The sequence below is a fragment of the Streptomyces sp. PKA51 genome (genome assembly GCF_057552455.1).
Genome location: NZ_BAAJPZ010000018.1, coordinates 16,148 through 28,572, shown reverse-complemented (window position 1 = coordinate 28,572; position 12,425 = coordinate 16,148). Strand labels below are relative to the sequence as shown.

The following is a 12,425-nucleotide window of genomic DNA, read 5'->3' as shown; positions in this document are numbered from 1 at the left end:
GAAGACGGGTGAGGCGCTGCCGGGTCTACGGCATCACCTCCGTGAGGGCTCCGGGCGCGTAGGCCGCTTCCGGCGGGCCCGCCCGGGCCCGGACCCGCAGGGTCCAGGGGCCGGCCCCTGCCTCGGCCGCCACCTCGGCGACCTCGCCCCTCACCCCGCAGCGCACCACCGCCGCCCCTTGGGCGGCGGCGACCCTGCGGGCCAGCCCGCAGGCCGCGGCCTGCCCCTCAAGGGCGTGGTCGGCGGCAGCCAGCACCGCCAGGTCCGCCGCTCCTCCCGCACGGTGCCGCGCCAGCACCACCTGCCCCATGGCCAGCAGTGCGGCGAACACCGCACAGAACGCCGTCGCGGCCACGGCCACCCATACGGAAGCCAGTCCCCGGTCATCCCACCGTCTCCTCTGCAAGAGCCACCGCCTCCCCGGTCAACCGCACCGCCAGGGGCCCCGGACCGGCCGCCCGGGCCTCGACGCGCACCCGCACCATGTCCCCCTCCCGCATCACAGTGACCCGCGCGTCACGCGGAGCAGCCGACCTGGCCGCCGCGACGACGGCCGGCGGGGGGTCCTGCCGGGCCGCGGCCCGCGCCCCCGCCCGGGCCGCGTCCACGCACTGGATCTGCGCGGACGCGGCCATCAGGCCCCAGATCAGCGCCAGGGCGAAGAACGCCAGCGCGGGCAGCGCGACCGCGGCCTCGGCGGTCACATAGCCGCCGTCAGAACGTCGCATGGAGCGCCTTGACGATCAGCTGCTGCAACGCCCCGCTGACCGCCCCGCTGGTGACCACCTTGTAGAGCACGGCCGCCAACGCGCACGCGGCCAGCGTGCCCACCGCGTACTCCGCCGTCGTCATGCCCGCATCGCGGGCGGCCCGCAGCCGCGACCGGCGTACCGACCACCACGACGTGACCATCGCCGCCACCATCGCCATAACAACCACTCCCCCATCTCTTGGTCGTACATCTCTCGGTCGTGCATCTCTTGGTCGTGCATCTCTTGGTCGTGCGCGTCGCTTCTCGACGCGACGTCAGTTGTCCTTCGGCCGCTGCCGCAGGCCCTCCGGACCTCAGCCGGCCCGTATGAGCCCCTCGGCCAGGCCGATGACCACGGGGACCACACCGACCGTCAGGAACGCCGGCAAGAAGCACAGCCCCAGCGGTGCGGTCGCCTGCACGCCCGCGCGCCGGGCCCGTATGCCGGCGGTCCTGGCCTGTTCGCCGCGCAACCGCGCGGCGAGCCGCGCCATGGGCTCCACCGCCGGGACCCCCGTGGCCTGGGCCCGTTCAAGGCAGCCGGCCAGCGGGGCGGCGCCCGGCAGGGCGGCCAGGCGGCCCCAGGCGACGGCCGGCTCCGCCCCGAGCCGCACCTCGGCAGCCGCCCGGGCCAGCCCGGCGCCCACGGGCCCGCCCAGCGAGGAGCCCACCGCCTCCGCCGCCTCACGGGGCCCGGCCCCCGCCGCCAGACAGGCCGCCAGGAGATCGGCCGCCAAGGGCAGTTGTCGTACGGCCTCCTCGCCCGGTGCCTCCTTGGCAGTGCGCTCGGCTTGCCGGCCGCGGCTCCACAACCCCCAGGCCGCAACAAGACCTGCGCCCGCTCCGGTGAGCCCGGCCACCAGCCAGAGGAGCCCCGTCCCGACGACCGCGATCGCCACGACGGCCCGCCCGTCGGGTGCCGCCACAGCGCGCAGCCCCCGCCCCTGCCCCCGTCGCGCCTTCTCCGCTCCCGGCGGCGGCACCCCCAGTACGGAGGCCAGCCGGCGCCGCCTCGATCTTCCCCGCACGGCTCTGTTGCCGAGGGCGCTCACGCACCCTGCCGCTGCCAGGGCAAGCACCACCGCCCACAGGCTGTGGACAACGTTCGCGCTCACTTCCGCCTCCCGCTCCGTGGTCCCTCCGCCGCCCGGACGATCCGCCGCGTCCAGGCGATCCCCGCGCACTCGAGCAGCCCGCCGAGAGCCAGGCATCCCAGCCCCGCAGGGGTGTGCAGCAGCACTCGCAGCGGATCCGCGCCCAGGGCCGCACCCATTAGCAGGGCCAGCACCGGCAGCAGGGCGAGCATCACCGCCGTGGACCGGGTCCCGGCGAGCTGGGCCCGCAGGTCCTCCCGTTGGTCGCGCTCGGCGCCGAGCGCGGCGGCCACCCGTTCCAGCCCGGCGGCGAGCCCCGCACCCCCGTCGACCGCGACCCGCCAGCACGCGGCGACGCCGTTGAGCCCTTCCGCCCCGGGGCGGCGGCCGGCCTTGCGGAGCGCCTCGGGCACGTCCCCGCCGAACCGCGCGGCCGCCGGCACCGCCGACCAGCCCGGGCCCAGCCCGGCACCGGACCACCCCGCCACCGCCGCACCGGGATGCCGCCCCGCCCGCAGGTCGCCCGCAACGGCACCGCACAGGTCGATCACGGCCGCCTGGCTGCGCTCGCGCTCCCGCTCGCGCCGGACGCCGGCCAGCCGGCGCCGCACAAGGAGCACGGCCGGTAGCGACACCAGCAGGGGCAGCGCCGAACGGCCCAGCGCCGCAAGGGCGCACCCGGCCGGCAGGCACCACAGCTCGGGCCGGCCCCGCACGGCCCGGAGCAGGCACTCGGCGCCCTGCCGGGCCCACCCCGGCAGCAGCGCAACCGGGCGCCCGGCCACCGCACCCCCACCGGCCAGCAGCAGCCGCGCTCTGCGCACCGCCGGCCCCTGCCGGAACCGAAGGCCGGCGACCGCCAGAGCGCACAGCAGCAGAAGAACCAGGCACCCGACGCCCGCCGGGCCGGACCACCGCGTCGTCACGGCGCACCCCCGCCACGCCCGCACAAGACGGCCAGCCGCTCCCAGCCGGCCGCTCTTTCGAAGCCGCGCTCACCCCAGACGGCGGCCGGAACGGTCGTCACCAGCCCGCCGGGGTCGCGGTCGAGGACGTGCACCTCGGCGACCCGGCGCCGTCCACCACGGTCGCGCGCCAGGTGCACGACCACCGACAGCGCAGCGGCGAGCTGGCTGTGCAGCGCCGCACGGTCCAGCCCGGCCGTGGAGCCCAGGGCCTCCAGCCGCGCCGGAACGTCCGAGGCGGCATTCGCGTGGACGGTGCCGCAGCCGCCTTCGTGGCCCGTGTTGAGAGCGGCCAGCAGGTCGGTGACCTCGGCGCCCCGGACCTCGCCCACGACCAGCCGGTCCGGGCGCATGCGCAGCGCCTGACGGACCAGATCCCGCAAGGTCACCAGGCCCGTTCCCTCCTGGTTGGCCGGGCGGGTCTCCAGGCGCACCACATGCGGGTGGTCGGGGCGCAGTTCCGAGGAGTCCTCGGCGAGGACGATCCGCTCCCCCGGCGCCACCAGCCCGAGCAAGGTCGACAGCAGTGTCGTCTTCCCCGAGCCCGTCCCGCCGGAGACGAGGAAGGACAACCGGGCGTCCAGCACGGCCTGCAGAAGCCGGTCGCCACCGGGCGGCAGGGTGCCGGCCCCCACCAGCTCCTCCAGGGTGAAGGCGCGGGGACGCACCACGCGCAGGGAGAGGCAGGGAGAGCCGACGGCGACGGGCGGCAGCACCGCGTGGAGGCGGGTGCCGTCGGGCAGGCGGGCATCGACCCAGGGCCTGGCGTCGTCGAGCCGACGGCCGGCGATGGCGGCCAGACGTTGGGCCAGACCCCGTACGGCGGCCGCGTCGCGGAAGGCCACGTCAGTGAGCTCCAGGCCGGAGCCCCGGTCGACCCAGACGCGGTCGGGCGCGGTGACGAGCACATCGGTCACGTCGGGGGCCGCCAGGAGTGGTTCGAGCGGCCCGCTGCCCACCAGCTCGGAGCGCAACCGGGCGGCGACGCCGAGCACTTCGGCGTCGCCCAGCAGACGTCCTTCCCGGCGCAGTGCCTCGGCGACGCGGGCGGGTGTGGGCTCGGCGCCGCTCTCGGCGAGCCGCAGGCGTACGGCGTCCAGCAGGTCGCGGCTCATGCGGGCGCTCCAGCGCGCTCCGTCAGGGCCTGCGCCCAGAATCCGGCGCTGAAGCGGGCGAGCGGACCCCGGTCGCCTGCGCCCGGCGGCCTGCCGGCGTCCAGCCCTCCGGCCAGACCCGGCTCGGGGGGCAGCTCCCCGGCGAGCGGCAGCCGGAGGATCCGCGCGATCTCCTCGGGCACGAGCCCGGAGCCGAACGGCCCACGGACGACCAGCCGGATGTCGCGCAGCAGCATGCCCAGCATCGAAGCCGTCCGGTGGGCGGCCGCCACGGCCCGCAGCTCCGCCGGCACCACCAGCAGCCCCACGTCGAGCTGCCCGATGGCCTCGGCGGCCGGGGCGTCCAGCCTGCGCGGCAGGTCGACGACCACCACTCCGCCGCGCCGGCGGGCGGCCGCCAGGACCGCGCGCACGGCCTCGGGCGGCACGGCGGTGCACTCGCCGCGGTCCCAGCTCAGGACGCGCAGGGAGTGGAGCCGGGGCAGTGCCTCCTCGAGCGCCCGGCCCGCCACCCGGCCCCGGGAGTCGGCGAATGCGGGCCAGCGCAGACCTTCGGCCCGCTCCCCGCCCAGCAGCACGTCCAGACCCCCGCCGAGCGGGTCGCCGTCGATGAGCATGGTGCGCTGCCCGGTGCGGGCGGCGCCGACGGCAAGAGCACAGGCCAGCGTGCTGGCGCCCGCCCCGCCCCGGCCGCCGATCACGCCGACGGTCAGGGCGGGGCGGCCCACCCCCTCGACGGCGTCGGCGATGCGGTCGACCAGCCACGCCTCGCCGTCGGGCAGCAGCGCCACGTTGCGGGCGCCCAGGTCCACGGCGCGCCGCCAGATCCCGGAGTCGTCCATGTCGTTGCCGACGAGCACCACGCCGTCGCGACGGGCGGCCCCGCCCAGCCGGGCCGCGCAGTCGTCCCCCACGAGGACGAGCGGCGCGGTGTCCCAGCCGCTGCCACGTGCGGGGGTGCCGTGGACGACCTCGGGGACGGCCCCGGCAGCCGCGCAGAGTCTGAGCAGGTCGTCGAGCAGCCCCTCGTCCTCCGTGACGATCAGCGGGCACCGCTGCCTGGCGTCCCCGGCCGGGGCCCAATCGGATGTGCGGGATCCGGTCACGGTCCCTCCCCTCTCACTACGCGCTCTCGCATCCGCGAACGTCGCGGAACTCGCGAGGAATCACCGTGCAACGGGCCGGGAAATCGTGTGGATCTTGGTGAAAAACTGTGGACAACTCAACGGATGTGAATATCCCGCTCACCTATACCGGTGACTTCCAGAGAGCAGCCTGTTGATTACCCTCAGTAACGGGTATCAAGGTCTTGGCTCGCGCGCACACCCGCGCGCTCAGGAGGGGGGAGGGCCCGATGACGACGCCCGAAACGCATCCGGACATGCGACGACCCCCGCCGGGGGGGAGAGCGGGGGTCGTCCCCACGGCCGACTCGGGGGGGGAGGAGTCGGGCCGGGTTAGGCACGGTCGCGAACGATCCGTGACTTCCATGGTGTACCCGAGAGCCTTCTCAGGCAAACCCACACGCCTCAGCTTACGCCGAATGGAGGCCCCCTATGCTCGGCGACGTGGAAAACCACTCCTTGCCCCGGGCAGCCGCCTTCTTTGATCTGGACAAGACGGTCATCGCGAAGTCGAGCACCCTCACCTTCAGCAAGTCCTTCTACCAAGGCGGGCTGATCAACCGGCGGGCCGCGCTGCGCACCGCCTATACCCAGTTCGTCTTCCTCGCCGGCGGCGCCGACCACGACCAGATGGAACGGATGCGCCGGTATCTGTCGACCCTCTGCAAGGGCTGGAATGTCCAGCAGGTCCGGGAGCTCGTCGCCGAGACCCTGCACGAGCTGATCGACCCGATCATTTACGACGAGGCCGCCTCGCTCATCGAGGAACACCACGCCGCGGGCCGCGACGTGGTCATCGTCAGCACCTCGGGCGCGGAGGTCGTGGAGCCCATCGGCGCCCTGCTCGGCGCCGACCGGGTCGTGGCCACCCGCATGGTCGTCGAGGACGGTGCGTTCACCGGCGAGATCGAGTACTACGCGTACGGCCCCACCAAAGCGGAGGCGGTCAGGGAGCTCGCCGAATCCGAGGGATACGACCTCTCGCGGTGCTACGCCTACAGCGATTCGGCGACCGACATTCCGATGCTGGAGGCCGTGGGGCACCCGCACGCCGTCAACCCCGACCGCGCCCTGCGCCGTGAAGCCACCGCCCGCAACTGGCCCGTTCTCACTTTCAACCGTCCGGTGCGCCTGAAGCAGCGGCTTTCGTCCCTGCCGATGCCCTCCCGCCCCGCACTCCTCGCCGCGGCCGGACTGGGCGCCGCCGCGGCCACCGTGGGCCTCGTATGGCTGGCGGGCCGGCGCGGCGCGCCACTGCCTGCATTGCCCGGCTTTGCGGGCAGAAGGAAAAGAACTGCGGGCTCGACTTCCGCTTCCGCCGCGACAGGAGTAAAAAGGACTTAACGGCCCGCGAGACCAGGGACATCCGGGAGGATGCCCTCCACGCACCAAGGCCCCACGGACCGCGCACGGAAGCCGGGCACCCACGCGACGCCGACCCGTCGAATACGGGCCAGCCGCACCAGGCCAAGGGCAAAGCAACCCGGTCTGATGGGCAAATATCGTGCACGCATGGTAACCCGGCCGATGTGCCAGCGGCGGTACCCGAACGGGTGCCGCCGCAACCCATGTCCGGGCCCGTTCAGGCCGCTCCGCGCTGCAACGCCTCGCAGACGGCCGTGCTCTCCCTGACCCCCAGCTCGACCGCACGACCGCAGTGCGCGATCCAGGCCGCGAGCCCCTCGGGCGTCCCGGAGACGTAGCCCTCCAGCGCGGTCAGGTACGCCTCCCGGCCCAGCTCTGCATGGCCCACTTCGGCCGGGCAGATGGACTTCGGGTCCAGGCCGCTGCCGATCAGCACGATCCGCTCGGCGGCCCGCGCCACCAGCCCGTTGCACGAGCGGAAGGGCCGCAGCGCCAGCAGCTCACCGTGCACCACCGCCGCCGTCACCAGCGCCGGCGCCGAGGTACCCGCGATCAGCAGGGCCGCCAACCCGTCCAGCCGCCCCGAGACCTCGTCGGCACTCGGCAGGTCCAGCTCGATCAGGGGCTCGGCGACGGACTCGCCCGCCAGCCGCGGACGCCCCACCGACTCCTCCGGCCGGTCGCCGCCCGCCGCGACCAGGTGCAGCCGCGCGAGAACGCGCAGCGGCGACTGCCGCCAGATGCTGAGCAGTTGCCCCGCCTCGGCGGTCAGGCGCAGCGCCGCCCCCACCGTCCTGGGTTCCCCGTCGCCGCTGAAGTCGGTGCGGCGGCGGACCTCTTCGAGGGCCCAGTCCGCTCCGGACAGCGCGGCCGAACCCCGGGCGCCGCGCAGCGCCGCCTCGGAGGTGATCTCGTTACTGCGGCGGCGCATCACCCGGTGGCCGTACACCCGGTCCACCGCCTTGCGTACGGATTCCACGGCGTCGGCGACGCCCGGGAGCGAGCCCAGGGCGGCGAGCGGATCGGCTGTCGTACTCATGGGTACGACACTACGCACTTCGGCTCTACACCCCTCGAAAGAGTGGTCCTCTTCACTCACGATTCTCACTCAGCGCTCCCCTGCATCTACGCTAGGTGAACATGAAGATCGCTTTCGTGGGGAAGGGCGGCAGCGGCAAGACCACGCTGTCCTCCCTCTTCATCCGTCGCCTCGCCGCCGGCCGTGCGCCCGTCATCGCCGTGGACGCGGACATCAACCAGCACCTGGGCGCGGCGCTCGGACTCGACGAGGACGAGGCCGCCGCGCTGCCCGCGATGGGGGCCCGGCTGCCCCTGATCAAGGACTACCTCCGGGGCGGCAACCCGCGCATCACCTCGGCCGACACCATGATCAAGACGACCCCGCCGGGTCGGGGCTCGCGACTGCTGCGCATCGACGAGGACAATCCCGTCTACGCCGCCTGCGCCCGCACCGTCCCGCTGGACGAAGGGGCCGTGCGCCTGATGGTCACCGGCCCGTTCACCGAGTCCGACCTGGGCGTGGCGTGCTACCACTCCAAGGTGGGGGCGGTCGAACTGTGCCTGAACCACCTCGTGGACGGCCGCGACGAATACCTGGTGGTCGACATGACGGCGGGCAGCGACTCCTTCGCCTCCGGGATGTTCACCCGCTTCGACATGACCTTCCTGGTCGCCGAGCCCACCCGCAAGGGCGTGTCCGTCTACCGCCAGTACAAGGAGTACGCGCGGGACTTCGGTGTCGCCCTGAAGGTCGTCGGCAACAAGGTGCAGGGCCAGGACGACCTCGACTTCCTGCGTGCCGAGGTCGGCGAGGACCTGCTCACCACGTTCGGCCACTCGGACTGGGTGCGGGCGATGGAGAAGGGTCGCCCTCCACGCTTCGAACTCCTCGAGGAGGCCAACCAGCAGGCACTGCACGCCCTCCAGGACGCCGCCGACGCGTCGTACGAGCAGCGCGACTGGCAGCGCTACACCCGCCAGATGGTCCACTTCCACCTCAAGAACGCCGAGAGCTGGGGCAACGCCAGGACGGGCGCGGACCTCGCGGCCCAGGTGGACCCCTCCTTCGTGCTGGACGAGCGGGCCCTGGCCGCACCCCAACCGGCCTGACCGCGCGCACCCGACGGCCCGCCCGGGGCCATTGAGCCGGGGCCGTTGAACCGTGAGCCGTTGAGCCGTTGAACCGCGGCCATCAAGCCGGAGCCATAAAGCCGGCCATAAAGATGCCTATTCACTCGTTCGACGGACGCTCACGGGGTCGAGACCCCAAGCCCTTTACTCTCCATTACCATTCATTTACTCGGAGTTGATGCTCGCTCGCCCGGACCTCCCTGCAGACGGGACCGCCCATGCGCACGCACACCAGCCGGCTACGGGATCTGTCCGCCTCCCTCCCCACCGCACTCGCCGCGCTCACCGTCGCGCTGGGTGCCGTCCTTGCCACCGCGGCTCCCGTCCTGAGTGGCCCTGCTGCCCTGGCAGCAGGCGCCGTCACCGGCGGGCTGCTCGCGCGGAGGGCATGCCAGGCAGCCGGCCTCGGGGTCGTCGCGGTGACGGCCTCGGCCGAACTGGTGCACCACTTCGGCTGGCGGACCACGAGCGCGGTCGTCGCGCTCACCGGCTTGGCGCTGCTCGCGCTGGGTACGGCCGGCACGGCAGCCGCGGTCCGGGCGGTGCACCCGGCGATCGTGCAGGGCATCCTGGCCGGCACCGGCCTCACGGCCGCCCTGGCCACCGTCCTGCCCGCACCCGGGCCGACGGCCGGAGGTCATGGCGGATGGGCACTGCCGGGACTGCCGGACATGCCCGTGCTGACGCTCTTCGCCTCGGTGCTCGCGGCCACGCTCGCCGTCGCCCTCGAAGCTCTGAAGCTCGAAGACCTGGAGCTCGAAGACGTGAAAGCCGCGGCGCCGTCCGCACCCGTCGAAGCACGCCGCTCGGCCGGGGCGGCGGTGCCGTCAGCCCTTCCAACGCGCCACGCCGCCGCGTCCATGTGGCCCAATGCCCTTTCCCTGCACGGCGCCCTGTTCGCCGCGACGGCCGGCTCGGTCCTCCTGTTCGGTGTCGTGCCTGCCCTCGCCGGGGTGGCCTTGAGCGTCGCGCTCGTCTGCCTGCCCCGGCTCGCACGGCGCCTTCGTCCCCACGACCCCGCACCGACCGACGAACCGGCAGGCCCTCCCGTGCACCTCGCCGCCCCTGCCCACGAGCCGGGCCCCGCACCGGCAGCGCAAGGCACCCACCTCGTGCTGGCCTGCGCCGACTCCGGCCCGACGCCCGCCGACGCCACCCCCGACGGCGCCTACTCCCTGTGCAACCTCGGCAATCTCGTGCCGCCGCCCCGCGACGACGGCCGGCTCGACTGGGTCACCGCCGCCCTGCAGTACGCCGTCGAGACCCTGAAGGTCGCCGCCATCACCGTGCGCGGGCACTCCGACTGCGCCGCCATGCGGGCGCTTCTGGACCTGCCGCCCCCGCGTCCGGGCGGCCAGGCGACCGGCTCCCCCGCCGCCCGGGCCCCGCTCACCGCCTGGCTCTCCCACGGCCGCCCGAGCCTGGCCCGGATGCAGCGCATCAGCAGGCGCGGGCGCGGAGACGTGGCCCTCGCCGGCCGCGCCGTGGCGGACGACGTGGAACGGCTGGCCCTCGTGAACGTCATGCAGCAACTGGACCACCTGATGGCTCACGCCTGCGTGGCCCGCCGGGTGGCCGAGGGGTCGCTGTTCCTGCGGGGCAGCTACGTCCACGCCGGGGAGGAGACGATCTACGTCCTGGACCGCCGCTCGCACACGTTCACGGCTTCCCGGGCCTCCCCGTCACCCTGTCTGACCTCGGCCGATCCCCTCGGGCAACAGGTCTAAACCAGTTTTTACCCACAACCCTTGTCAGGGTGCGCCCCGGCCTGATGAGCTAGGGCCCGGGACGCAACGAAGCCCCTGGGAAAGGGAGATGTCGTGAGCAACGAAAGCCTGGCCAACCTCCTCAAAGAGGAGCGCCGCTTCGCGCCGCCTGCCGGCCTGGCCGCCGAGGCCAACGTCACGGCAGCGGCCTACGAACAGGCCAAGGCTGACCGGCTGGGCTTCTGGGCAACCCAGGCGCGCCGCCTGACCTGGGACACCGAGCCGACGCAGACGCTCGACTGGTCGAATCCGCCGTTCGCCAAGTGGTTCGCCGACGGCAAGCTCAACGTGGCGTACAACTGCGTCGACCGCCACGTCGAGAACGGCCTCGGCGACCGCGTCGCCCTGCACTTCGAGGGCGAGCCGGGCGACAGCCGGTCGATCACCTACGCCGAGCTGCAGCGCGAGGTCTCCCGGGCGGCCAACGCCCTGACCGAGCTCGGTGTGCAGGCCGGCGACCGCGTCGCCATCTACCTGCCGATGATCCCCGAGGCCGTGATCGCCATGCTGGCCTGTGCCCGCATCGGTGCGCCCCACTCGGTCGTCTTCGGCGGCTTCTCCGCGGACGCGCTGGCCACCCGCATCAAGGACGCCGACGCCCGCGTCGTCATCACCGCCGACGGCGGCTACCGCCGCGGCAAGCCCTCCCCACTGAAGCCGGCCGTCGACGAGGCCCTCGGCCGCCCCGGCACCGAGAACGTGCGCAGCGTCCTCGTCGTGCGCCGCACCGGCCAGGAGGACGTCGCCTGGACCGAGGGCCGCGACGTGTGGTGGCACGACCTGGTGGGCCGTCAGTCGGACCGGCACACCCCGCAGGCCTTCGACGCCGAGCACCCGCTGTTCATCCTCTACACCTCGGGCACCACGGGGAAGCCGAAGGGCATCCTGCACACCTCCGGCGGCTACCTCACCCAGACGTCGTACACCCACCACGCCGTCTTCGACCTGAAGCCGGAGACGGACGTCTTCTGGTGCACCGCCGACGTCGGCTGGGTCACCGGCCACTCGTACATCGTGTACGGGCCGCTGAGCAACGGCGCCACCGAGGTGCTTTACGAGGGCACCCCGGACACCCCGCACCAGGGCCGCTGGTGGGAGATCGTCCAGAAGTACGGCGTGACGATCCTGTACACCGCGCCGACCGCCATCCGCGCCGCCATGAAGTGGGGCGACGACATCCCGGCCGGCTTCGACCTGTCCAGCCTGCGCATCCTCGGTTCGGTGGGCGAGCCGATCAACCCGGAGGCCTGGGTCTGGTACCGCGAGCACATCGGCGGCGGCCGCACGCCCGTCGTCGACACCTGGTGGCAGACCGAGACCGGCAGCATGATGATCACCCCGCTGCCGGGTGTCACCGAGACCAAGCCCGGCTCGGCCCAGGTGCCGCTGCCCGGCATCGCCGCCACCGTCGTCGACGACGAGGGCCACGAGGTGCCCAACGGCTCCGGCGGCTACCTCGTCCTCACCGAGCCCTGGCCGTCGATGCTGCGCACCATCTGGGGCGACGACAAGCGCTACATCGACACCTACTGGTCCCGCTTCCAGGACCGCTACTTCGCCGGCGACGGCGCGAAGAAGGACGAGGACGGCGACATCTGGCTCCTGGGCCGCGTCGACGACGTCATGCTCGTCTCCGGCCACAACATCTCCACCACCGAGGTCGAGTCGGCCCTGGTCTCCCACCCGAGGGTCGCCGAGGCGGCGGTCGTCGGCGCCACCGACCCGCAGACGACCCAGGCCATCTGCGCGTTCGTCATCCTGCGCAGCACGGCGGCGGGCGACGAGGCCGACGAGGCGGGCCTGGTGGAGGAGCTGCGGGCGCACGTGGGCAAGCAGCTGGGTCCGATCGCCAAGCCGAAGCGGATCCTGCCGGTGGCGGAGCTGCCGAAGACCCGTTCCGGCAAGATCATGCGCCGTCTGCTGCGCGACGTCGCCGAGAACCGTGCCCTGGGCGACGTGACCACGCTGACCGACTCCTCGGTCATGGACCTCATCCAGGCCAAGCTCCCCGCAGCCCCCAGCGAGGACTGACAACCGGCGAGGGCCGGCACCGGCGAGGGTTGTCACCACCAACAACCTCCCTGGTCACAGGCC

General features: G+C 73.5%; 12 protein-coding genes. 4 read left to right on the top strand and 8 right to left on the bottom strand.

Annotated elements, in window-relative coordinates:
• Window positions 1-25: 25 nt before the first annotated feature.
• From AC27L3_RS23235 to ssd, 7 genes are all read right to left on the bottom strand, one after another.
• Window positions 26-406 carry an Rv3654c family TadE-like protein gene (locus AC27L3_RS23235; protein WP_487235986.1) on the bottom strand — a complete coding sequence of 127 codons (381 nt, stop codon included), beginning with the start codon at window positions 404-406 and terminating at the stop codon, window positions 26-28.
• The gene (locus tag AC27L3_RS23230) at window positions 384-728 is read right to left on the bottom strand and encodes a TadE family type IV pilus minor pilin (RefSeq protein WP_487235985.1); all 345 of its coding nucleotides are present in this window, start codon (window positions 726-728) and stop codon (window positions 384-386) included. Before AC27L3_RS23230 ends, AC27L3_RS23235 begins: the two co-directional genes overlap by 23 nt.
• Window positions 715-912 (bottom strand): DUF4244 domain-containing protein, encoded by a 198-nt coding sequence (locus AC27L3_RS23225; RefSeq protein WP_487235984.1) that lies wholly within the window; start codon window positions 910-912, stop codon window positions 715-717. Before AC27L3_RS23225 ends, AC27L3_RS23230 begins: the two co-directional genes overlap by 14 nt.
• Before the next feature lie 153 nt (window positions 913-1,065).
• A complete protein-coding gene (locus tag AC27L3_RS23220; protein ID WP_487235983.1) occupies window positions 1,066-1,677 on the bottom strand; it encodes a type II secretion system F family protein in 612 nt (203 codons plus the stop codon).
• A 185-nt stretch (window positions 1,678-1,862) separates the two neighbouring features.
• A complete protein-coding gene (locus AC27L3_RS23215) occupies window positions 1,863-2,669 on the bottom strand; it encodes a type II secretion system F family protein (RefSeq protein WP_487235982.1) in 807 nt (268 codons plus the stop codon).
• Window positions 2,670-2,767: 98 nt separating this feature from the next.
• Entirely contained in the window at window positions 2,768-3,925 is a 1,158-nt protein-coding gene (locus tag AC27L3_RS23210) for a TadA family conjugal transfer-associated ATPase (protein ID WP_487235981.1), read from the bottom strand.
• Window positions 3,922-5,031: a septum site-determining protein Ssd gene (gene ssd, locus AC27L3_RS23205; RefSeq protein ID WP_487235980.1), complete on the bottom strand. Its 1,110-nt coding sequence runs from the start codon at window positions 5,029-5,031 to the stop codon at window positions 3,922-3,924. The genes AC27L3_RS23210 and ssd overlap by 4 nt, the downstream gene beginning before the upstream one ends.
• Window positions 5,032-5,481: 450 nt before the next feature.
• On the opposite strand from ssd, the gene AC27L3_RS23200 reads away from it, so the two are divergent.
• Window positions 5,482-6,393: an HAD family hydrolase gene (locus tag AC27L3_RS23200; protein ID WP_487235979.1), complete on the top strand. Its 912-nt coding sequence runs from the start codon at window positions 5,482-5,484 to the stop codon at window positions 6,391-6,393.
• Window positions 6,394-6,631: 238 nt separating this feature from the next.
• Here the strand turns inward: AC27L3_RS23200 and AC27L3_RS23195 are convergent, their stop codons facing one another.
• Window positions 6,632-7,453 carry a Fic family protein gene (locus tag AC27L3_RS23195; RefSeq protein ID WP_487235978.1) on the bottom strand — a complete coding sequence of 274 codons (822 nt, stop codon included), beginning with the start codon at window positions 7,451-7,453 and terminating at the stop codon, window positions 6,632-6,634.
• 101 nt (window positions 7,454-7,554) lie between these two features.
• Here AC27L3_RS23195 and AC27L3_RS23190 point away from each other — a divergent pair, with 101 nt between their 5' ends.
• From AC27L3_RS23190 to acs, 3 genes are all read left to right on the top strand, one after another.
• Window positions 7,555-8,544 carry an ATP-binding protein gene (locus tag AC27L3_RS23190; protein WP_487235977.1) on the top strand — a complete coding sequence of 330 codons (990 nt, stop codon included), beginning with the start codon at window positions 7,555-7,557 and terminating at the stop codon, window positions 8,542-8,544.
• Between the two features lie 239 nt (window positions 8,545-8,783).
• Window positions 8,784-10,292 carry a carbonic anhydrase gene (locus tag AC27L3_RS23185; RefSeq protein ID WP_487235976.1) on the top strand — a complete coding sequence of 503 codons (1,509 nt, stop codon included), beginning with the start codon at window positions 8,784-8,786 and terminating at the stop codon, window positions 10,290-10,292.
• Window positions 10,293-10,385: 93 nt separating this feature from the next.
• Window positions 10,386-12,362 carry an acetate--CoA ligase gene (acs, locus tag AC27L3_RS23180; protein WP_487235975.1) on the top strand — a complete coding sequence of 659 codons (1,977 nt, stop codon included), beginning with the start codon at window positions 10,386-10,388 and terminating at the stop codon, window positions 12,360-12,362.
• Window positions 12,363-12,425: the final 63 nt, after the last annotated feature.